This is a genomic window from Stutzerimonas sp. CXK-1, from assembly GCF_057738225.1.
On the sequence record NZ_CM173217.1, the window covers coordinates 1,660,130 to 1,680,455 of the forward strand.

A 20,326-nucleotide genomic window follows, 5' to 3' on the forward strand; every position below is an offset into this window, starting at 1 on the left:
GTTAGCGGATGCTCGGCCCGATGAAGCGGCTGTCGGCGTCATCGTTGACCGAGGGGTCGTCGGCCGACTTGACATGGAAGGAGATCTCATTGGTGCTGGACGGCAGTTTCTCCGGAGCGATCGACAGCTCGACCGGAACGGTTACCAGCTCGCCGGCGGCGGCCTGAACTTCGCTGCGGCCCGAGTACGTCAGGCCGTCCAGGCCACGAGCCTCGATCACGAAGGTCTGCGGCTTCTGCGCCTTGTTCATGACCTTGAGCGTATACACGTTCTCGATCTGGCCCATCTCGTTTTCGCGGTACAGCACGCGGTCCTTGAGGACATCCAGCTTGACCAGCGGGCGGCTGTAGAGGGCGAAGCTGAACAGCGACATCATCGCCAGCAGCGCGATAGCGTAGCCGATCAGGCGCGGCCGCAGCAGATGGGTCTTCTGCCCGGACAGGTTGTGCTCGGTGGTATAGCTGATCAGTCCGCGCGGGTAGTTCATCTTGTCCATGATCGCGTCGCAGGCGTCGATGCACGCCGCGCACCCGATACATTCGATCTGCAGGCCATCACGAATGTCGATGCCGGTCGGGCAGACCTGTACGCACATGGTGCAGTCGATGCAGTCGCCCAGGCCCATGGCCTTGTAGTCGGCGTCCTTCTTGCGCGGGCCGCGCTTTTCGCCACGCCGCGGATCGTAGGACACGATGAGGGTGTCCTTGTCGAACATCACGCTCTGGAAGCGTGCATAGGGGCACATGTAGATGCACACCTGCTCACGCAGATAGCCGGCGTTGCCATAGGTGGCCAGCGTGAAGAAGCCGATCCAGAACAGCGCCCAACCGCCGACCTGCAGCGTGAGCAGATCAGGTACGAGTTCGCGGATCGGCGTGAAGTAACCGACAAAGGTAATGGCGGTCAGCAGCGAGACGACCAGCCAGATGGCATGTTTGGCTGCCTTGCGCGCGAACTTGTTGCCTGTCATCGGGGCTTTGTCCAGCTTCATGCGCTGGTTGCGGTCGCCCTCGGTCACCTTCTCGGCCCACATGAAGACCCAGGTAAACACACTCTGCGGGCAGGTGTAGCCACACCAGACTCGGCCGGCGAAGACCGTGATGAAGAACAGGCCGAAGGCGCAGATGATCAGTAGCCATGACAGGAGCATGAAGTCCTGCGGCCAGAAGGTCGCACCGAAGACATGGAATTTGCGTTCTGGCAGGTCCCACCAGACGGCCTGTCGGCCATCCCAGTTCAGCCAGACGGTACCGAAGTAGAGGACAAACAACAGTGCGCCGCCGAAGCGTCGCAGGTTGCGGAACACGCCGCTGAAGGCGCGGGTATAGATCTTTTCGCGGGCCGCGTAGAGGTCGTTGGAGGCCTCGGACTTGGCCGGAGGGGTTACGTCGCGAACGGGAATCTGCTCAGTCATCAAGTGCGTACCACGGCGGAGTGTGGGGTGCCCCGTCCGATGCATGCCGGTCGGGATCCATTAGCTGTTCCAGCTGCGCATGGTACGCCCGGAGGTATAAGGTCAGGTGCGACAGGTCGTCGCCCCTGACCTCGCCGAATCACTTCTCCGGCTGCTGGGACAGGCTGTAAACATAAGCGGCCAGCAGGTGCACCTTGTCGTTGCCAAGGTTGGCTTCCTGGGCGGGCATCTTACCGTTACGGCCGTAACGCAGGGTCTGCTGGATCTGCGCGAAGCTGGAACCATACAGCCATACGTTGTCGGTCAGGTTGGGTGCGCCCATGGCGTGGTTACCCTTGCCATCCGCTCCATGACAGGCTACGCAATTGGTGGCGAAGAGTTTTTGACCCTGCTCAACGTCTACCTCGACACCCTCGGGGGTATCGCGGCCGGAAAGGCTGCGCACATAGCCGGCAACGTTGCGAATGCCCGCTTCGCCGAGCACGTCCTTCCACGCCGGCATGGCGGCCTGGCGACCGTGCATGATGGTGGTCTTGATCGTCTCGGGCTCACCGCCGTACAGCCAGTCGTTGTCGGTCAGGTTGGGGAAGCCGTAAGCCCCCTTGGCATCGGAACCGTGGCAGACCGAGCAGTTGGAGGCGAACAGGCGACCACCCATCTTCAGCGCCTGTGCGTCCTGGGCGACGTCCTCGACCGGCATCGCGGCGAACTTGGCGTACAGAGGGCCGTATTGCTCGTTGGCCTTGTCCACTTCCTTCTGCCACTGCTTGACCTGGGTCCAGCCGCCTTCATAGCCCGGCAGCACGCCTTTCCAGTTGCCCAGGCCCGGGTAAAGAGCCAGATAACCGAGGGCGAACACGACGGTGGCGACGAACAGCATGAACCACCAGCGCGGCAGCGGGTTGTCGTACTCCTCGATTCCGTCGTACGAGTGTCCGACGGTCTCTTCGGTGCTTTCCTGGCGCTGTCCCTTGCGGGTCGCCAGCAACAGCCAAACCAGGGCGGCGATCGTGCCCAGGCTCAGCAGTGTGATGTACCAACTCCAAAACGACGTCATTTATTTCTTACTCCTGGAAGCTTCTTCGTCACGCTTCTTGGCGTCGGTCTCGTCTGCGAAAGGCAGGTTGGCGGCTTCGTCAAAGCTCTTCTTGCGTTTGCTGCTGTAGGCCCAGAGCACGACGCCTATGAAGGCGACGAATACCAGTGCAGTGCCAAGGCCGCGGAGAGTCCCGATATCCATAACGCGTTACCGTTTGTTCGTGAGTGCAGTGCCCAGCACCTGGAGATAGGCGACAAGGGCGTCCATTTCGGTCTTGCCCTTGACGGCGTCGCGTGCACCAGCGATGTCTTCGTCGCTGTAGGGCACGCCCAGCGTGCGCAGCGCTTGCATCTTGGTCGCAGTGGACTTGCCGTCCAGGGTGTGTTCCACCAGCCAGGGGTAGGAAGGCATCTTCGATTCGGGAACCACGTTGCGCGGGTTATACAGGTGCGCACGGTGCCAGTCGTCGGAGTAGCGGCCGCCAACGCGGGCCAGGTCCGGACCGGTGCGCTTGGAGCCCCACAGGAACGGATGGTCGTAGACGCTTTCGCCGGCAACCGAGTAGTGGCCGTAGCGCTCGGTCTCCGCACGGAACGGACGGACCATCTGCGAATGGCAGCCGACGCAGCCCTCGCGGATATAGATGTCGCGGCCTTCCAGTTGCAGCGCGGTGTAGGGCTTCATGCCCTCGACCGGCTCGTTGACCACGTCCTGGAAGAACAGCGGAACGATCTGGGTCAGACCGCCAATGCTTACCGCCAGGATCATGAACAGCGTCAGCAGGCCGATGTTCTTCTCGAGTTTCTCGTGCTGTTTCATCTAGCTAATTCCTCAAGCGATTTGCGCAGCGACGTCGTATTGCGCCGGCTTGGCCACACGCACGGTGCGCCAGGTGTTGTAAGCCATCAGCAGCATGCCGGTGAGGAAGAAGGCGCCGCCGAGCGCACGCACGATGAAGCCCGGGTGGCTGGCTTCCAGCGCTTCGACGAAGGAGTAGGTCAGGGTGCCGTCTTCGTTGATCGCACGCCACATCAGGCCCTGCGTGATGCCGTTGACCCACATCGAGGCGATGTAGAGCACGGTGCCGATGGTGGCCAGCCAGAAGTGGGCGTTGATCAGCCCGATGCTGTGCATCTGCTCGCGGCCGAAGACGCGCGGGATCAGGTGGTACATCGAACCGATGGTGATCATCGCAACCCAGCCGAGGGCGCCGGCGTGTACGTGGCCGATGGTCCAGTCGGTGTAGTGGGAAAGCGCGTTGACGGTCTTGATCGCCATCATCGGACCTTCGAAGGTGGACATGCCGTAGAACGCCAGCGAGACCACCAGGAAGCGCAGGATCGGGTCGGTGCGCAGCTTATGCCAGGCGCCGGACAGGGTCATCATGCCGTTGATCATGCCGCCCCAGCTCGGAGCCAGCAGGATGATCGACATCACCATACCCAGGCTCTGCGCCCACTCGGGCAGGGCGGTGTAGTGCAGGTGGTGCGGGCCGGCCCAGATATAGAGGGTGATCAGTGCCCAGAAGTGCACGATCGACAGGCGGTAGGAATACACCGGGCGCTCGGCCTGCTTCGGCACGAAGTAGTACATCATGCCGAGGAAGCCGGTGGTCAGGAAGAAGCCTACGGCGTTGTGGCCGTACCACCACTGGACCATGGCATCGGTCGCACCGGAATAGATCGAGTACGACTTGAACCAGCCGGCCGGCATTTCCAGGTTGTTGACGATGTGCAGCATCGCCGTGACCAGGATGAAGCCGCCAAAGAACCAGTTGCCCACATAGATGTGCTTGGCCTTGCGCTTCATGATGGTGCCGAAGAACACCAGCGCGTAGGAAACCCAGACGATCGCCAGCAGGATATCGATCGGCCACTCCAGTTCGGCGTACTCCTTGGAACTGGTGTAACCCATCGGCAGCGTGATGACCGCCAGGACGATCACCGCCTGCCATCCCCAGAAGGTAAAGGCAGCCAGAGAGTCGGAGAACAGGCGAGCCTGGCTGGTGCGCTGCACGACGTAATAGGACGTCGCGAAGAGTGCGCTACCGCCGAAGGCGAAGATCACCGCGTTGGTGTGCAGAGGTCGCAGGCGGCCGAAGCTCGTCCACGGTAGATCGAGGTTGAGTGCCGGCCACACCAGTTGTGCGGCGATGAAAACACCCAGACCCATACCCACGATTCCCCATACCACCGTCATGATGGCGAATTGGCGAACCACCTTATAGTTATAAGCAGTCTCACTTATTGCTGTGCTCATGCAAGGCTTCCACGCTAATGGCATTTCGAAGGGCAAAAACGGCGGCGAGTATGGAGAAAGCAGGGGGGCAATGCAAACGACGCCAGGACTGTCTCGACCCGCCAGAACCCCGATTGCAAGCGTTTTCCATACGCATCGAGGGGGCGTTCGGGCACCCTGCCGGTGCCTGTCTTTGGCGAGCTTCGCCTTGAACTGTGCGCTACCAGGCGAGCCGCTGCGAAAGCTTAGGACTGTAAGTGGGGGAGGGGGAAGGGCGGTTGGTCGCCACTGGTGCGACAGAGCGTCGCATGCGACCGAAGTATGTTCGTGGACAAGGCCAGAGAGGCGGTACGAGTGTACCGCCCTCTAGGACTTTTTAGTTGGATGCAGGTTCCGCTTTGTGCGACAGGCTGTAAACGTAAGCCGCCAGCACGTGGACCTTGTCCTTGCCCAGATACTGCTCCTGGGCAGGCATCTGGCCATTGCGGCCATGACGGATGGTCTGCTGCAGCTGTGCCAGCCCGGAGCCATAGATCCAGCCGGACGGTGCGGTCAGGTTCGGTGCGCCCATCATCGCCATGCCTTCGCCCTTCTGGCCGTGGCAGGCCACGCAGTTCTGGGCGAAGATCGCCTTGCCGGCTTCAACGTCGGCCACGGTGCCTTCCGGCAGCTTCAGGCCGGCCAGATCCTGGCGAACGTAGGCGGCGACGTTCTTCACGCCTTCTTCGCCGATCACCTGACCCCAGCCCGGCATGGCAGCGATCCGGCCATTGAGAATGGTGGTCTTGATCGCGGCGGGCTCGCCGCCCCAGCGCCAGTGGCTGTCGGTCAGGTTCGGGAAGCCCATGGCGCCCTTGGCATCGGAGCCATGGCAGATGGTGCAGTAGTTGGCGAACAGACGGGCGCCCATCTTCATCGCTTCGTCGTTCTGAGCCACCTGCTCGATCGACATCGCCGAGTACTTGGCGAAGATCGGACCGTACTTCTGCTCGGCCGCATCCATCTCGCGCTGCCACTGCTTGTCCTGCGTCCAGCCACCCTCATAGCCCGGCAGTACGCCCTTCCAGTTGCCCAGGCCCGGGTACAGGATCAGGTAGATGATGCCGAAGAACAGCGTGCCGATGAACAGCAGGAACCACCAGCGCGGCAGCGGGTTGTCGTACTCCTCGATGCCATCGAAAGAATGCCCCATCGTCTTGTCCGTCATGCCGGCCGGTTCGCCCTTGCGGGTGGCGAAGATCAGCCAGAACAGAGCGACGATGCTGCCCAGCGTCAGCAGGGCGATGTATCCACTCCAGAAATTGCTCATGTTCTACTCCTGGGCAGCCCGAACGCCCGGCTGCCCTTGATTGGTCCCAGGGGCTGCGGGCAGCCCCTTGCTCATTAGCCGTGTCAGCGCTTGTTGGTCAGCGCCGTACCCAGTACCTGCAGGTAGGCGACCATGGCATCCATCTCGGTCTTGCCCTTGACGGCGTCGCGCGCACCAGCGATGTCTTCGTCGCTGTAGGGCACGCCCAGCGTGCGCAGCGCCTGCATCTTCTTGGCGGTGTCCTGACCGTCGAGGGTGTGCTCCACCAGCCAGGGGTAGGAAGGCATCTTCGACTCGGGGACGACGTTGCGCGGGTTGTACAGGTGCGCACGGTGCCAGTCATCGGAGTAGCGGCCGCCCACGCGGGCCAGGTCCGGGCCGGTGCGCTTGGAGCCCCACAGGAACGGGTGGTCGTAGACGCTTTCACCGGCAACCGAGTAGTGGCCGTAGCGCTCTGTTTCGGCGCGGAACGGACGGACCATCTGCGAATGGCAGCCGACGCAGCCCTCGCGGATATAGATGTCGCGGCCTTCCAGTTGCAGCGCGGTGTAGGGCTTCATCCCGGCGACCGGTTCGTTGACCACGTCCTGGAAGAACAGCGGAACGATCTGGGTCAGGCCGCCGATGCTCACCGCGAGGATCATGAACAGGGCCAGCAGGCCGACGTTCTTTTCAAGTTTTTCGTGCTGTTTCATTTACCTCGGCTCCTCAAGCGATCTGCGCGGCAGCGTCATATTCCGCCGGCTTGGCCGCACGCACGGTGCGCCAGGTGTTGTAGGCCATCACCAGCATGCCGGTGAAGAAGACCGCACCGCCGATCATGCGCACCACGAAGCCGGGGTGGCTGGCTTCCAGCGCTTCGACGAAGGAGTAGGTCAGGGTGCCGTCCTCGTTGATCGCACGCCACATCAGGCCCTGAGCGATACCGTTGACCCACATCGAGGCGATGTAGAGCACGGTGCCGATGGTGGCCAGCCAGAAGTGGGTGTTGATCAGGCCGATGCTGTGCATCTGCTGACGCCCGAAGACCTTCGGAATCAGGTGGTACAGCGCGCCGATGGAGACCATCGCCACCCAACCGAGGGCGCCGGCGTGTACGTGGCCGATGGTCCAGTCGGTGTAGTGGGAAAGCGCGTTGACGGTCTTGATCGCCATCATCGGACCTTCGAAGGTCGACATGCCGTAGAACGCCAGGGAGACGACGAGGAAGCGCAGGATCGGGTCGCTACGCAGTTTGTGCCAGGCACCGGAGAGGGTCATCATCCCGTTGATCATGCCGCCCCAGCTCGGAGCCAGCAGAATCAGCGACATCACCATGCCCAGGCTCTGCGCCCAGTCCGGCAGCGCGGTGTAGTGCAGGTGGTGCGGGCCGGCCCAGATGTACACGGTGATCAGTGCCCAGAAGTGCACGATCGACAGGCGGTAGGAATACACCGGGCGCTCGGCCTGCTTCGGCACGAAGTAGTACATGATGCCGAGGAAGCCTGCGGTCAGGAAGAAGCCTACGGCGTTGTGGCCGTACCACCACTGGACCATGGCATCGGTGGCGCCGGCATACAGCGAGTAGGACTTCATCGCCGTGACCGGAATCTCCAGGTTGTTGACGATGTGCAGGATCGCCACGGTCAGGATGAAGCCGCCGAAGAACCAGTTACCCACATAGATGTGCTTGACCTTGCGGGTGGCCAGGGTGCCGAAGAACACCACTGCATAGGCAACCCAGACGACCGTGATCAGCAGGTCGATCGGCCACTCCAGTTCGGCGTATTCCTTGGAGCTGGTGAAACCCAGCGGCAGGGAGATCGCGGCGAGCAGGATGACCAGCTGCCAGCCCCAGAAGGTGAAGGCCGCCAGTTTTGGCGCGAAGAGCGTGGTCTGGCAGGTGCGCTGGACCGAGTAGTAGGACGTTGCGAACAGTGCACAGCCACCAAAGGCAAAGATCACCGCGTTGGTGTGCAGAGGTCGCAGGCGGCCGAAGCTCGTCCACGGCAGGTCAAAGTTCAAGAATGGCCAAGCCAACTGTGCTGCGATGAAAACGCCGAGCCCCATCCCGACGATTCCCCACACCACCGTCATGATGGCAAATTGGCGGACCACCTTGTAGTGATAGGCGGTACTGGTTGCTGTGTTCATGTATGGGCTTCCATCCACGGCTAAATGAGCAGATTTTCTTTCCTAGGAAAGCGAGGCAAGCATGGGGAAAGGGCAATTCGCCGGTATTGACCAAGGTCAATACACACATTGTGACAATGGCCATTTCGTCTGCTGGAATCGCCCGGCTGACGGGGCCTGGGCGACCCTCGTGCTGGCGCACGGAGCGGGCGCGTCGATGGACAGCCCGTTCATGTCGGAAATCGCTGAGCGCCTTGCCGCGCGCGGCATTGCCGTGTGTCGCTTCGAGTTTCGGTACATGGCCGAGCGAAGACTGAGTGGAGGCAAACGGCCGCCCAGTCCGGCGGCCCGGCTAGAGGAGGAGTGGCGGGCGATGTACGCCTGGGTGCGACAGCAAACCACAGGCGCTTTGGCGATCGGCGGGAAGTCCATGGGCGGCCGTATGGCGAGCCTGGTGGCCGACGAGTTGGGGGTCGATGCGCTGGTCTGTCTCGGTTATCCGTTCTATGCCGCGGGCAAGCCGGAAAAGCCGCGGGTGGCGCATCTGGGCACTCTTCGTACCCCGACACTGATCGTGCAGGGCGAGCGCGATGCGCTGGGTGATCGGCAGACCGTTGCCCGCTACGCGTTGTCACCGGCGATCGAGCTGCAGTGGCTCGAGGCCGCCGATCATGACCTCAAGCCGCTGAAACGTTCCGGGCTGACCCATGGCGGGCACCTGGACAGCGCCGCCGATGCGATTTCGGCCTGGCTAAGCCGGCTGCTGCCGGCGCCCGGCGTCTGACAGGCTTTCGCCCGCTCAGCGATTGAAGCGCTCGACCAGCGAATACTGCGCCTGCGCGGTAGCCGCCAGGTCCTCGCTCAGCAGCGCGAGGCTGCGTGCATCGCCCGAGGTGCGGTCGGTCAGCTGGGCGATGGTGCCCACGTTGCGACTGATTTCTTCGGCTACGGCGCTCTGCTCCTCGGTGGCGGACGCGATTTGCGTGGCCATTTCGGTGATGTTGCCAATCGCCTCGCTGATGCCCGCCAGCGCCAGGTCGGCTTCGACCACCTGGCCTACACCCCGCTCGGCTTCCACGCGGCCGCTCTCGGTCGCCTCGACTGCGTGCCTGGCCTGCTGCTGCAGCTTCTCGATGAGCTGGTGAATCTGCCCGGTGGCTTCGGCGGTGCGCTGCGCCAGTTGGCGTACCTCGTCGGCGACCACGGCGAAGCCGCGGCCACTCTCGCCCGCCCGCGCAGCCTCGATGGCCGCATTCAAGGCCAGCAGGTTGGTCTGGTCGGCAATGCCCTTGATCACATCGACCACGCTGCCGATCTCGTCGCTGTCACGGGCGAGTCGATTGACTACCTCGCCGGTCCGCGCCACCGCCGCAGAGAGCCGCTCGATCGCCTTGCGCGTCTCGCCGGTCACGTCGCGCCCGCGCACCGTCAGGTCCGTGGCCTGCTGGGTGGCTTCGGCGGCCAGCGCCACGTTTCCGGCGACCTCCTGGGTGGTGGCCGCCATCTGGTTGACCGCCGTCGCGACCTGCTCGGTTTCCTGATGTTGATGCGCCAGGCCATCGGAGCAGCTCTGGGCCAGTGTGTCGGTGCGTCCTGCCTGGCCCTGCAGTTGTACGGCACTGTCCTGCAGGCGCGTCAGGCAGGTCTTGAGGTGGGCCTGCTGGCTCAGCATGGCCATTTCCAGCTGGGCTTCGACGCCCTTGCTGTCGGTGTACATGCGCGCGATCAGCGGATCGCTGGTGGTTTGCCGGGCCAGCCCGAGTAGGCGCTTCATCCCGCGCTGCTGCCAATGCAGGCCCGCCAGGCCCAGGGGAATCGATAGCAACGCCGCGACGGCGAAACCCGGGCCGTGGTTGAGCCAGACACCGATGGCGAAGCCAACCTGGCTGATCAGTATGAAGGGCAGCCAGTTGAGAAGCAGCGGCACCCAGCGGTCGATCAACGGAATGCCGCGCTTGCCTGCGTTGAGCCGGGCATAGAGGGCTTCGGCGCGGCCAACCTGCTCGCGCGTTGGCTGGGTGCGCACCGACTCGTAGCCGGTAACGTTGCGTGCCGCGTCGAGAACCGGCGTGACGTAGGCATTGACCCAGTAATGGTCGCCGTTCTTGCGACGGTTCTTGACGATGCCCATCCAGGGTCGGCCGTCCTTGAGCGTTGCCCACATGTGCGCAAACACCGCTGGCGGGACATCTGGATGGCGGATGATGTTATGCGGTGCGTTGATCAGCTCCGCGCGATCGAAGCCGCTGACCTCGGCGAAGATGTCATTGCAGTAAGTGATCTGGCCTTTGAGGTTGGTCGTGGAGATCAGGCGCTGCTGGTCGGGGAAGGCGTATTCGCGCTGGGTTACGGGCTGATTGTTACGCATCGAGGAGGCACGTCCGGCAGGTAAGAAAGTGGTGCGACCTGCTACCTATTTGTTCTTTTTGCAGGTCCGGTTGTTTAGTCGGCTCGGTTAGCGCCTTCTTGAACGGAAGCTGACCATCAGATCAGTTCGCTTCGGAATAGGCGACCAGCGGGCAAGGGCTTAATATCCCTGTCATTTTTAGGGCCTATGGTCTCTCTCGAGTCGGCAGAAAACCATTCGCCGAAGGTTTCAAGGGAACTGATCGACGCCGCAGGGTGGCCGTGGCCGGAGTGCCGGGGGAGATGCATCGAGAAGGGACGCAAAAACGCCGGAGCAAGGATTGCTCCGGCGTTTCTATTTGCGCTGGACGAACTCAGCTGCCGATCAGCTGGCGCAGGACGTAATGCAGGATGCCGCCGGCCTTGAAGTACTCGACTTCGTTCTGCGTGTCGATGCGGCACAACACCTGGAAGCTGCTGCGCGAGCCGTCCTCGCGCTCGACGTCCACGGTCAGCAACTGGCGCGGCTTGATTTCCCCGCCCAGGCCGCGAATGGACAAGGTTTCGCGTCCGTTCAGGCCAAGCGTCTTGCGGCTTTGCTCGCCGACGAACTGCAGCGCGAGTACCCCCATGCCAATCAGGTTCGAGCGGTGGATGCGCTCGAAGCTCTCGGCGATCACCGCCTTGACGCCAAGCAGGTTGGTGCCCTTGGCGGCCCAGTCGCGACTGGAGCCGGTGCCGTATTCCTTGCCGGCAATGACTACCAGCGGCACGTTTTCCTGCTGATAGCGCATCGCCGCGTCGTAGATCGACATCCGCTCGCCGCTCGGCTGGTGCAGGGTCTCGCCGCCTTCCTCGCCGCCGAGCACCTCGTTCTTGATGCGGATGTTGGCGAAGGTGCCGCGCATCATCACTTCGTGATTGCCGCGCCGTGAGCCATAGGAGTTGAAGTCCTCCGGCTTGACGCCCAGCTGCTGCAGGTACAGCCCCGCCGGCGAACTGGCCTTGATGTTGCCGGCCGGCGAAATATGGTCGGTAGTGATCGAGTCACCAAACAGCGCCAGGATTCGCGCATTGTCGATATCCCGCGGCGGCGCCGGCGGCTCGCCAATTCCTTCGAAGAAGGGCGGGTTCTGCACGTAGGTGGACGAGGCGTTCCACTGGTAGGTGTCGCCGGCACTGACGGCGATGCGTTGCCAGTGCTCGTCACCGGTGAACACATCGGCGTAACGGCTGCGGAACATCTCGCCGTCGATCATGCCGACCGCCTGGCTCACCTCGGCGCTGCTTGGCCAGATGTCGCGCAGGTAGACCGGCTGGTTGCTCGCGTCGTAGCCCAGCGGATCGGTATCCATGTTGATGCGGGTGGTGCCGGCCAGCGCAAAAGCCACGACCAGCGGCGGTGAAGCCAGCCAGTTGGCCTTGACCAACGGATGCACGCGCCCCTCGAAGTTGCGGTTGCCCGAGAGCACCGAGGAAACGATCAGGTCGTTGTCGGAGATCGCCTGGCCGATCGCCTCTGGAAGCGGCCCCGAATTGCCGATGCAGGTCGTGCAGCCATAGCCGACCAGGTTGAAGCCGAGTTGGTCGAGGTAGCGCGTCAGGCCGGCACGCTCGAGGTAGTCGGTGACGACCTTCGAGCCCGGCGCCAGTGAGGACTTGACCCACGGCTGGCGCTTGAGGCCGCGCTCGACCGCTTTTTTGGCCAGCAGCCCGGCAGCCATCAGCACGTTGGGGTTGGAGGTGTTGGTGCAGGAGGTGATCGCGGCAATCACCACCGCGCCGTGCTTCAGCGAAAAATCCTCGCCGGCAACGGGCGCCGGAGTGTCGGCCTGCTGCTTCTTGCCGCCGGTTTCCAGCAGCAGATCGAAGGCGGCGCCGATCTCCTTGAGGTCGACCCGGTCCTGCGGACGCTTGGGGCCGGCGAGCGATGGCTGGACCTGGTCGAGGTCGAGTTCGAGCGAGGCGGTGAAGATTGGATCCGGCGTCTGGCTGTCGCGCCAGATTCCTTGCGCCTTGCAGTAGGCTTCGACCAGGGCGATGCGGTCGTCGTTGCGCCCGGTCAGACGCAGGTAGTCGATGGTCACCTGGTCGACCGGGAAGAAGCCGCAGGTCGCGCCGTACTCCGGCGCCATGTTGCCGATGGTGGCGCGGTCAGCCAGCGGCAGGTGATCGAGGCCCGGCCCGTAGAACTCGACGAACTTGCCGACCACCCCGTGCTTGCGCAGCATCTGCGTGACCGTGAGCACCAGGTCGGTGGCCGTCACGCCTTCGCGCAGTTTGCCGGTCAGGCGAAAGCCGACGACTTCCGGGATGAGCATGGAAACCGGCTGGCCGAGCATCGCCGCTTCGGCTTCGATACCGCCAACGCCCCAGCCGAGCACGCCGAGGCCATTGATCATGGTGGTATGCGAGTCGGTACCGACCAGCGTGTCGGGGTAGGCATAGGTGGCGCCGTCTTCCTCGCGCGTCCAGACCACCTGGCCGAGATATTCCAGGTTGACCTGATGGCAGATGCCGGTGCCCGGCGGCACCACGCTGAAGTTGTCGAAGGCCTGCTGGCCCCAGCGCAGGAACTCGTAGCGTTCGCCGTTGCGCTGCATCTCGATCTCGACGTTCTCGTGGAACGCCTGGTCGCTGCCGAAGCGATCGACCATGACCGAGTGATCGATCACCAGGTCCACCGGCGACAGCGGATTGATCTTCTGCGGGTCGCCCCCGGCGCGGGCCACGGCATCGCGCATGGCGGCCAGGTCGACCACCGCCGGTACGCCGGTGAAGTCCTGCATCAGCACGCGGGCCGGGCGGTACTGGATTTCACGCTCGCTGCTGCGCGTCTGCAGCCATTGCGCCAGCGCGTCGAAGTCCTCGCCTCGTACTGTCACGCCGTCTTCCCAGCGCAACAGGTTTTCCAACAGCACCTTGAGCGAGGTGGGCAGGCGGCTGATGTCGCCCAGGTGAGTCGCCGCATCGGGCAGGCTGTAATAGTGGTAGGTCTTGCCGGCTACCTCGAGGCTTCGCCGGCAATTGAGGCTGTCCAGGGACGGCATCGCGCATCTCCTTGTGGGCCCGCCTAGCGGGACATTGACAGAATGAACAGGCCAGAACCTGTTTGACCCTAGCTCTGGCCAGGGTGTTTCGCTACCTCACTGGACAGGGCCGGGGCGCCGGCGGTTCCGCTATCATGGCCGCCCCCAGCGGCTGCCCGAACAGGATCGACCCATGAATTCACTGCTGTTGCACTGCCGTCCGGGCTTCGAGGGCGAGGCCTGTGCCGAGCTCAGCGAACAGGCTGCCCGGCTCGATGTGCCCGGCTACGCCCGCGCCAAGCCGGACAGCGCCTACGCCGAGTTCGTCTGCAACGATGCAGCCGATGCCGAGCGCCTGATGCACGGGACTCGCTTTCGCGAGTTGATCTTCCCCCGTCAGTGGGCGCGCGGCGCCTTTGTGCAGTTGCCGGAAACCGATCGCATCTCGGTCCTGCTCGAGCAACTGGCCGGCTATCCGGTGTGCAGCGAGCTGTGGCTGGAGGTCACCGATACCAATGACGGCAAGGAGCTCTCGACCTTTTGCCGCAAGTTCGAGGCGCCGTTGCGCAAGGCGCTGCTCAAGGCTGGTCGCCTGGTGGACAAGAGCGGCGGGCCGCGCCTGCTGCTGACGTTCAAGAGCGGGCGCGAGGTGTTTGCCGGCGTGGCCGAGATTGGCAACAGCGCGTTCTGGCCGATGGGCATACCGCGGCTGAAGTTCCCGCGCCAGGCGCCCAGCCGCTCGACGCTCAAGCTCGAGGAGGCCTGGCACCATTTCATTCCGCGCGACCAGTGGGACACCCGCCTGGCGCCGGGAATGACCGCAGTCGATCTGGGCGCGGCGCCCGGCGGCTGGACCTGGCAGCTGGTCAACCGCCACATGCGCGTCAGCGCGGTGGACAACGGGCCGATGAACGCCGAACTGATGGACTCCGGCCTGGTCGATCATTTCCGCGCCGACGGCTTCGCCTTTCGCCCGCGCAAGCCAGTGGACTGGATGGTCTGCGACATCGTCGAGAAGCCGGCACGCAATGCGGCGCTGCTGGAAACCTGGATCGGCGAGGGCCTGTGCCGCGAAGCGGTGGTCAACCTGAAGCTGCCGATGAAGCAACGCTACGCCGAGGTGCGTCGCTTGCTGGAACGCATCCGCGACGGGCTTGCCGAACGTGGCGTGCGCGCCAGCATCGGTTGCAAGCAGCTCTATCACGACCGCGAAGAAGTCACCTGTCACCTGCGCCGGTTGTGAGGCGGCAGGTGACCTCGGCCAAGGCTTGCGTGACAATGCGCGCCTGATCTTTTGGAGTTCACATGACCCAGACTGACCTGACCGTCGATGCGGTGCTCGATGCCACCGGCCTGAACTGCCCCGAGCCGGTGATGATGCTGCACAACAAGGTGCGCGACCTGGCCGGTGGCGAGTTGCTGAAGGTGATCGCCACCGACCCGTCCACGCAACGCGATATTCCCAAGTTCTGCGTCTTTCTCGGCCACGAGCTGGTCGACCGCCAGGAAGAGGCCGGCACCTACCTGTACTGGATCCGCAAGAAGCTCGACTGAGTCGACCGACGGCTCACAGGCCGTCGTCGGGCTGGGGTTGGCTGTGCCACAGGCGGCCGAGCCAGCGCCAGGCGATCCAGCCGCCGGCAGCCAGGTAGACGAAGCCGCCGGGCACCCACATGATCAGCCCCGCCAGTTGTTGATCCGCCACGTCCCGCGCGGCGCCATAAAACGACACCGAGCCGAACGTCAGCAGGGCGCCCAGCAAGCCGGTATGCATCAGTGTCAGCAGCACCGCCATCAATGCCTGCGGCACCTGCTTGCGGTTGGCGCGCAGGACCGACCACCAGAACAGCCAGCCGGTGAAAAGAAAACAGGCGTGCTCGAAGGCATGCACCCAGAGATTGTCGAGCGCCAGGACGTACAGCCGCGGCGTGTGCCAGATCCAGATGATGGCGCCGTGCAGCAGGGCCAGCGCCGTGGGGTAGCGTCCGGCACGCAGCAGCAGAGTCCACACGCGCTGCCCGAACCAGCCGGTGACGCCGCGCCACTGTGGCAGCGGGCGCGCCAGCGCCCAGAGTGGCGCGATCACCAGAATGAACAGCATGTGCTGCGTCATGTGCCAGCTGGTGCTGGTTTCGGCCCATTCGTCGAGGGGGCCGAACACGCTCAGCACGGTCAGCAGCATCGCCGCGTGAAAACACAGCGCTTCGTGGGGGCGCGGTGGTACGCGGCGCCCACCCAGTAGGTAGAGCAGCCAGGCCGCTGCCACGAGGGCGGCGGTGATCAGCAGTGGCGTGCGTTCGGCCAGGTGCGCGTCGAACAGGCCGTGCGCCGCCGCGGGGGCCGCCCAGGCCAGGCCGAGCAGCAGGGTGGCGGCCGCGCGATGAACTACATACATGGCGGAATCTGCAGCAACGGGATGCCGACGAATAGCGTGGCAATCGCCGCGATCATGTGGATGCCGGCGGCGATCTTGGTGACGAACACCTGCCGTTCGTTGAGTTGATGGGGCGGTCTCGACAAGCGCCAGAAGTGCGTGGCCAGCCACACCAGCAGGCCGAGCGTCAGCAGCGTGAGCAGGCCGAGCCCGGCGTTCAGCCAGTTCCAGACGCCCTGCTCGGGCGCAGGCGGCGCCAGCGTGCAGACGACCGCCTGACCGCCATACATGCCGATGAACCACAGGCTCCAGATCACCAGACCCAGCGGAATCTGCACCGGGTGATAGGCCGAGGTGCGTGCGTATTTCATCAGACACCTCCCCAGGTGCCGGGAAACAGCACGATTGCCGCATAGCTGATCCACAGCACACCGAGGTTGTAGTACCAGAGTTGCTCGACGACGATCGGCTCGTAGGGCGCCTTCACGCCGACGTAGCCATAGCCGACGCGCCAGGCCTGCAGTGCGGTGAGCACCGCGGCCAGCCCGCAGTGGATGATGCTGTAGGCCAGTACGACAAAGATCACCGCATCATGCGCAGTCTGCGTCGGCTCCAGCGGTGTTCCGAGCAGTTGCCAGACCAGCAGAGCGGTCTGCAGCGAGGCGAGCAACGCAAGGCCGGCGAGGTTGACCAGCAGCGTGTTCAGCGTTCCCTGGCGCAGCCGCTTGATCAGCCTGTGCAGCCAGATGCACCCCGCACTGAGCAGCACGCCACTCACCAGCATCGGCCAGCCGTCGAGCCGCTGCTCGGGTACTTGCCACTGCGGTGCGACCGTCCACAGATAGAACCAGCCGAACACCAGCGACAGATAGAGCGCCCCGTTGGCCAGCAGGGTGACGCCCATGCCCCACAGGCCGGGGCCATCGAAGGTGCGTGAATGCAGGGGAGGCTCGTCCGGCTCGGTGCGTGCGTCCGGGGCGGCAGCCGGGTGCGCACCGTTCTCCCATGACCAGCGCAGCAGCACGACGAGCGTGGCCACGGTGGCACCCAGCGCCAACCAGTAGAACTTGTTCAGCAGGCTCAGGCAGAGCACCGCCAGCAGTACGGCAGCGATGAACGGCAGCCAGCTGTTGCCGGGCAGGTGGATGATTTCGCGCACCTTGCCGCTCAGCGGGTCGCTGCCCCAGGTCTCGCGGCGACCGTGATCGATCACCGTCAGCGCATGCTCGCCGCGGGCAATGCTGTCGCCCAGATCCGGCTCCTTCCATAGCGGGTGACGGTCGGTAACGTCCGGCAAACTGACGAAGTTGTAGGCCGAAGGCGGCAGGCTGGTCGCCCACTCCAGGGTATCGGCGTTCCACGGGTTCTTCGGCGCCGGCAGACCGAAGCGAAAGTGCAGCACGATGTCGAGCAGGATGGTCGCCACGCCGATGGCCATGACAAAGCTGCCGACCGACGAGATGAGGTTGGGAATGTCCCAGCCCAGGCCGCTTTCGTAGGTGTATACGCGCCGCGGCATGCCGATCAGGCCGGTCCAGTGCATGATCAGGAAGGTCAGGTTGAAGCCGATGAACACCAGCCAGAAGCCCCAGCGGCCCAGCTTCTCCGAGGGCATGCGCCCGGAGAAGTGCGGCAGCCAGTAGTAGAGCCCGGCCATCAGCGGAAAGAACATGCCGCCGACCAGCACGTAGTGCATGTGCGCGACGACGAAGTGGGTGTCATGGACCTGCCAGTCGAACGGCACCAGGGCGAGCATGACGCCGGTCAGGCCGCCGGCCACGAACACCAGCAGAAAACCCACCAGCCAGAGCATCGGCACCTTGTAAACCGGCCGGCCGAGCCAGAGCGTCGCCAGCCAGGCGAAGATCTGCACGCCGGTCGGCACCGCCACCAGCATGCTCGCCGCTGAGAAGAACGCCTGCGCCAGCTGCGGTATGCCGACGGTGAACATGTGGTGGACCCACAGCCCGAAGCTGATGAAGCCGGTGGTGACGACGCCGAGTACCACCCAGCGATAACCTACCAGCGGGCGCTGGCAGAACACCGGGATCAGCGTGGTGACAATGCCCGCCCCCGGAAGGAAGATGATGTACACCTCCGGATGGCCGAACAGCCAGAACAGGTGCTGCCAGAGCACGGGGTCGCCACCGCCGGCCGGGTCGAAGAAAGGGAATCCGGCGGCGCGCTCGAGTTCCAGCAGGATGCTGCCCAGGATCAGCGGCGGGAAGCCGACCACGATCATCATCGCCATCACCAGGATGTACCAGGCGTAGAGCGGCATCTTGTGCAGCGCCATGCCGCTGGTGCGGGTACGCAGGATCGATACCACCAGCTCGACCCCGGCCGACACTGCGGAGATCTCGACGAAGGTGATGCCCAGCAGCCAGAAGTCCGAGTTGACGCCCGGGGTGTGCGCCTGGCTCGACAGCGGCGTGTACATGAACCAGCCAGCCTTCGGCGCGACGTCCAGAAAGATGCTCGACAGCAGGATGATGCCGCCGAACAGGTAGCAGAAATAGCCGAGCGCCGACAGCCGTGGGAACACCAGGTCGCGTGCGCCGATCATCTTTGGGATCAGGTAGACGGCCAGCCCTTCCATCATCGGCACGGCGAACAGAAACATCATCACCGTGCCGTGCATGGTGAAGACCTGATTGTAGACGTCCGGCTCCATCAGCTCGTAGCCGGGCAGGGCGAGCTGGGTGCGGATGAGCATCGCCAGCAACCCGCCGATCAGGAAGAACACGCCACCGGTGACGAGAAAGCGCAGGCCGATGGTGGTGTGGTTGACGATGGTCAGCGCACGCCAGCCGCGCGGGTTGCCCCAGACCTCGTCGAACTGGTCATGCAGCTGATCGATGTCGGTACCTGGGGCGGTGCGGGGGGTTGCATTGCTCATGGGGAGAGCGTCTCCAGCCATTGGGCGATCTGTTCGAGGGTGGCGTCGGGTACCTCGTCGTGGCGTGGCATGGCATTGCCGTGCTTGAGCGTCTGGTGCTCGCGCAGCCAGCGGCGCAGGCCGTCGTGGTCATTGCGGATGACGCCGGCGCCGAGGGTCGGGCGGGTGGCCAGGTCGGTCAGGTCGGGTGCACGGTTGCCGTCGCTCACGCCGGCGACGCGGTGACATTGCCCGCAGCGCGACGCGAATACCGCGCCGGCCTCGCCCGGGGCCGGCCGGATTGCCGCGCGCTGCTGGCGACGTTCCAGCCAGGCCGAGAAATCACCAGCCTCCAGCGCCTCCACATGCAGCGCCATGAAGGCATGCTGGGTTCCGCAGAATTCCGAGCATTGCCCGCGGTAGGCGCCCGCATGGGCAGCTTCGAGGCGGATGACGTTGGTTCGCCCGGGAATCATGTCCATCTTGCCGCCCAGCCGCGGTACCCAGAACGAATGGATGACATCGGCACTGGTGACCTCGATGTCGGCCGGCCGACCGACCGGTAGAACCAGCTGGTTGGCCGTGACCACCTCCTGGTCCGGATAACGCACTTCCCACCACCACTGATGGCCGACGATCCGGATCCGCAGCGGCTGTTCACCCTCGACGGGCAGCGGCAGCATGCTGCGGCCGGTCGGCAGGCCAAAGGCGAGCAGCACGGCGATGCTCACGCTGGGCAGCACGATGCCGCCACCGATTACCCAGCGGCGATTGATGCGCTTGGCCTGTTCGGCGCTGTGCGGCTGCGAACGACGCAACATGGCATAGACCCACAGCGTGGCTACCGCCAGCCAGACGAGCACGGCAAAGCCAAACATCCACCACCAGACGTTAGCCACGTCCTGCGCCATCGGGCCGGCCGGGTTCAGCGCCGACTGCGCACCGCCGCAGGCAGTCAGAGAAGGAACTGCCAGCGCCAGCGTGGTCCATTTCATCAGGGCCTGCGGCTGCGTCTGTTGCTTCACCGACGCCATGCCGGCCGGCTGACGTTCGCTGTCGCGCCCGGCCGGGGCAGCGTTCAACCCGTGAAGTGGGCCTGGGAGGGCGCAATGGCGATAGAGCGAAATTCGATCCACAGCAATGCGGCGATCGGCAGCCATCCGCTGCATCCGATGATGATCCACTTTCCGGTAGCGGCGCTGATCGGTTTGCTTCCGGCCGACCTGGCCTACCTGTGGACGCTCGATCCGTTCTGGCAGCGCGGCGGGCTCTGGCTGGCCGGTGTCGGTGCGTTCGGCGGCTGGGTCGCGAGCATCGCCGGGCTGATCGATCTGCTCAGCGTGCGGGATATTCGGCGCAAGGTGACAGCCTGGTGCCACGCCATCCTGGCGGTGATGATGCTCTCGCTGGCCTCGCTCAACTGGCTTCTGCGCTATCAGGGCCTTGGCGCTGACGAGGGGGCCCTGTGGGGGCTGTACCTGTCCGTGATCACGGCGCTGCTGATCTCCCTGGCGGCGTTCCTTGGCGGGCGCCTGGTGTACGAACATGCCGTCGGCGTCGATCTGGACAGCTAGCGGGAGCGTGCGG

At 64.2% G+C, this 20,326-nt stretch carries 18 protein-coding genes; 4 read left to right on the forward strand and 14 right to left on the reverse strand.

Translation table 11 applies throughout. From position 1 onward, the window contains the following. Nucleotide 1: 1 nt before the first annotated feature. From ccoG to ccoN (AC0KXH_RS07950), 8 genes are all read right to left on the reverse strand, one after another. Nucleotides 2–1,414 (reverse strand): cytochrome c oxidase accessory protein CcoG, encoded by a 1,413-nt coding sequence (gene ccoG, locus AC0KXH_RS07915; RefSeq protein WP_041105278.1) that lies wholly within the window; start codon nucleotides 1,412–1,414, stop codon nucleotides 2–4. A gap of 139 nt (nucleotides 1,415–1,553) precedes the next feature. Continuing rightward, entirely contained in the window at nucleotides 1,554–2,471 is a 918-nt protein-coding gene (ccoP, locus tag AC0KXH_RS07920) for a cytochrome-c oxidase, cbb3-type subunit III (protein ID WP_041105280.1), read from the reverse strand. Continuing rightward, nucleotides 2,472–2,654, reverse strand: coding sequence for a CcoQ/FixQ family Cbb3-type cytochrome c oxidase assembly chaperone (locus AC0KXH_RS07925; protein ID WP_041105282.1), 183 nt, complete (start codon nucleotides 2,652–2,654; stop codon nucleotides 2,472–2,474). Nucleotides 2,655–2,660: 6 nt separating this feature from the next. Continuing rightward, nucleotides 2,661–3,272, reverse strand: coding sequence for a cytochrome-c oxidase, cbb3-type subunit II (gene ccoO / locus AC0KXH_RS07930; RefSeq protein ID WP_041105284.1), 612 nt, complete (start codon nucleotides 3,270–3,272; stop codon nucleotides 2,661–2,663). A 12-nt stretch (nucleotides 3,273–3,284) separates the two neighbouring features. After that, nucleotides 3,285–4,712 carry a cytochrome-c oxidase, cbb3-type subunit I gene (gene ccoN, locus AC0KXH_RS07935; protein WP_488224452.1) on the reverse strand — a complete coding sequence of 476 codons (1,428 nt, stop codon included), beginning with the start codon at nucleotides 4,710–4,712 and terminating at the stop codon, nucleotides 3,285–3,287. Between the two features lie 355 nt (nucleotides 4,713–5,067). Beyond that, a complete protein-coding gene (ccoP, locus tag AC0KXH_RS07940; RefSeq protein WP_041105287.1) occupies nucleotides 5,068–6,000 on the reverse strand; it encodes a cytochrome-c oxidase, cbb3-type subunit III in 933 nt (310 codons plus the stop codon). Nucleotides 6,001–6,083: 83 nt separating this feature from the next. Next, nucleotides 6,084–6,695, reverse strand: a complete 612-nt coding sequence (ccoO, locus tag AC0KXH_RS07945) for a cytochrome-c oxidase, cbb3-type subunit II (RefSeq protein WP_014820505.1) — start codon at nucleotides 6,693–6,695, stop codon at nucleotides 6,084–6,086. A 13-nt stretch (nucleotides 6,696–6,708) separates the two neighbouring features. Further along, nucleotides 6,709–8,133 carry a cytochrome-c oxidase, cbb3-type subunit I gene (ccoN, locus tag AC0KXH_RS07950; RefSeq protein WP_014820504.1) on the reverse strand — a complete coding sequence of 475 codons (1,425 nt, stop codon included), beginning with the start codon at nucleotides 8,131–8,133 and terminating at the stop codon, nucleotides 6,709–6,711. 61 nt (nucleotides 8,134–8,194) lie between these two features. Between ccoN (AC0KXH_RS07950) and AC0KXH_RS07955 the strand changes: the two genes are divergently transcribed. Further along, on the forward strand, nucleotides 8,195–8,896 hold the full coding sequence (locus tag AC0KXH_RS07955; RefSeq protein WP_224109744.1) for an alpha/beta family hydrolase: 702 nt from the start codon (nucleotides 8,195–8,197) through the stop codon (nucleotides 8,894–8,896). Between the two features lie 15 nt (nucleotides 8,897–8,911). Here the strand turns inward: AC0KXH_RS07955 and AC0KXH_RS07960 are convergent, their stop codons facing one another. Continuing rightward, nucleotides 8,912–10,480, reverse strand: a complete 1,569-nt coding sequence (locus AC0KXH_RS07960) for a methyl-accepting chemotaxis protein (protein WP_165563595.1) — start codon at nucleotides 10,478–10,480, stop codon at nucleotides 8,912–8,914. A gap of 352 nt (nucleotides 10,481–10,832) precedes the next feature. Next, nucleotides 10,833–13,508, reverse strand: a complete 2,676-nt coding sequence (gene acnA / locus AC0KXH_RS07965; protein ID WP_488224453.1) for an aconitate hydratase AcnA — start codon at nucleotides 13,506–13,508, stop codon at nucleotides 10,833–10,835. 172 nt (nucleotides 13,509–13,680) lie between these two features. On the opposite strand from acnA, the gene rlmM reads away from it, so the two are divergent. Next, a complete protein-coding gene (gene rlmM / locus AC0KXH_RS07970) occupies nucleotides 13,681–14,730 on the forward strand; it encodes a 23S rRNA (cytidine(2498)-2'-O)-methyltransferase RlmM (protein WP_061339353.1) in 1,050 nt (349 codons plus the stop codon). Nucleotides 14,731–14,792: 62 nt separating this feature from the next. Further along, nucleotides 14,793–15,041 carry a sulfurtransferase TusA gene (tusA, locus tag AC0KXH_RS07975; RefSeq protein WP_041105295.1) on the forward strand — a complete coding sequence of 83 codons (249 nt, stop codon included), beginning with the start codon at nucleotides 14,793–14,795 and terminating at the stop codon, nucleotides 15,039–15,041. 13 nt (nucleotides 15,042–15,054) lie between these two features. On the opposite strand, the gene AC0KXH_RS07980 is transcribed toward tusA, so the two are convergent. The 4 genes from AC0KXH_RS07980 to coxB are packed head-to-tail and all read right to left on the reverse strand — an operon-like array spanning nucleotide 15,055 to nucleotide 19,650. After that, complete coding sequence (locus tag AC0KXH_RS07980; protein WP_488224454.1) at nucleotides 15,055–15,882, reverse strand: cytochrome c oxidase assembly protein; 828 nt, start codon at nucleotides 15,880–15,882, stop codon at nucleotides 15,055–15,057. Continuing rightward, nucleotides 15,873–16,232: a hypothetical protein gene (locus tag AC0KXH_RS07985; protein WP_488224455.1), complete on the reverse strand. Its 360-nt coding sequence runs from the start codon at nucleotides 16,230–16,232 to the stop codon at nucleotides 15,873–15,875. Before AC0KXH_RS07985 ends, AC0KXH_RS07980 begins: the two co-directional genes overlap by 10 nt. Further along, the gene (gene ctaD / locus AC0KXH_RS07990; protein ID WP_237145826.1) at nucleotides 16,232–18,760 is read right to left on the reverse strand and encodes a cytochrome c oxidase subunit I; all 2,529 of its coding nucleotides are present in this window, start codon (nucleotides 18,758–18,760) and stop codon (nucleotides 16,232–16,234) included. The genes AC0KXH_RS07985 and ctaD overlap by 1 nt, the downstream gene beginning before the upstream one ends. Continuing rightward, nucleotides 18,757–19,650 (reverse strand): cytochrome c oxidase subunit II, encoded by an 894-nt coding sequence (gene coxB / locus AC0KXH_RS07995; RefSeq protein ID WP_269263162.1) that lies wholly within the window; start codon nucleotides 19,648–19,650, stop codon nucleotides 18,757–18,759. Before coxB ends, ctaD begins: the two co-directional genes overlap by 4 nt. Nucleotides 19,651–19,848: 198 nt before the next feature. Here coxB and AC0KXH_RS08000 point away from each other — a divergent pair, with 198 nt between their 5' ends. Continuing rightward, nucleotides 19,849–20,313 (forward strand): DUF2231 domain-containing protein, encoded by a 465-nt coding sequence (locus AC0KXH_RS08000; RefSeq protein ID WP_043219697.1) that lies wholly within the window; start codon nucleotides 19,849–19,851, stop codon nucleotides 20,311–20,313. The last annotated feature ends 13 nt before the right edge of the window (nucleotides 20,314–20,326 follow it).

Excerpts from the sequence above, each read along its gene's own strand:
- acnA (WP_488224453.1), bottom strand. The coding sequence starts at position 13,508 with ATGCCGTCCCTGGACAGCCTCAATTGCCGGCGAAGCCTCGAGGTAGCC.
- AC0KXH_RS07955 (WP_224109744.1), top strand. The coding sequence starts at position 8,195 with ATGGGGAAAGGGCAATTCGCCGGTATTGACCAAGGTCAATACACACAT.
- tusA (WP_041105295.1), top strand. The coding sequence starts at position 14,793 with ATGACCCAGACTGACCTGACCGTCGATGCGGTGCTCGATGCCACCGGC.
- AC0KXH_RS08000 (WP_043219697.1), top strand. The coding sequence starts at position 19,849 with ATGGCGATAGAGCGAAATTCGATCCACAGCAATGCGGCGATCGGCAGC.
- rlmM (WP_061339353.1), top strand. The coding sequence starts at position 13,681 with ATGAATTCACTGCTGTTGCACTGCCGTCCGGGCTTCGAGGGCGAGGCC.
- ccoG (WP_041105278.1), bottom strand. The coding sequence starts at position 1,414 with ATGACTGAGCAGATTCCCGTTCGCGACGTAACCCCTCCGGCCAAGTCC.
- ccoN (WP_014820504.1), bottom strand. The coding sequence starts at position 8,133 with ATGAACACAGCAACCAGTACCGCCTATCACTACAAGGTGGTCCGCCAA.
- ctaD (WP_237145826.1), bottom strand. The coding sequence starts at position 18,760 with ATGAGCAATGCAACCCCCCGCACCGCCCCAGGTACCGACATCGATCAG.
- AC0KXH_RS07960 (WP_165563595.1), bottom strand. The coding sequence starts at position 10,480 with ATGCGTAACAATCAGCCCGTAACCCAGCGCGAATACGCCTTCCCCGAC.
- ccoN (WP_488224452.1), bottom strand. The coding sequence starts at position 4,712 with ATGAGCACAGCAATAAGTGAGACTGCTTATAACTATAAGGTGGTTCGC.
- ccoO (WP_041105284.1), bottom strand. The coding sequence starts at position 3,272 with ATGAAACAGCACGAGAAACTCGAGAAGAACATCGGCCTGCTGACGCTG.
- ccoP (WP_041105287.1), bottom strand. The coding sequence starts at position 6,000 with ATGAGCAATTTCTGGAGTGGATACATCGCCCTGCTGACGCTGGGCAGC.
- AC0KXH_RS07985 (WP_488224455.1), bottom strand. The coding sequence starts at position 16,232 with ATGAAATACGCACGCACCTCGGCCTATCACCCGGTGCAGATTCCGCTG.
- AC0KXH_RS07980 (WP_488224454.1), bottom strand. The coding sequence starts at position 15,882 with ATGTATGTAGTTCATCGCGCGGCCGCCACCCTGCTGCTCGGCCTGGCC.
- AC0KXH_RS07925 (WP_041105282.1), bottom strand. The coding sequence starts at position 2,654 with ATGGATATCGGGACTCTCCGCGGCCTTGGCACTGCACTGGTATTCGTC.
- ccoP (WP_041105280.1), bottom strand. The coding sequence starts at position 2,471 with ATGACGTCGTTTTGGAGTTGGTACATCACACTGCTGAGCCTGGGCACG.
- coxB (WP_269263162.1), bottom strand. The coding sequence starts at position 19,650 with ATGGCGCAGGACGTGGCTAACGTCTGGTGGTGGATGTTTGGCTTTGCC.
- ccoO (WP_014820505.1), bottom strand. The coding sequence starts at position 6,695 with ATGAAACAGCACGAAAAACTTGAAAAGAACGTCGGCCTGCTGGCCCTG.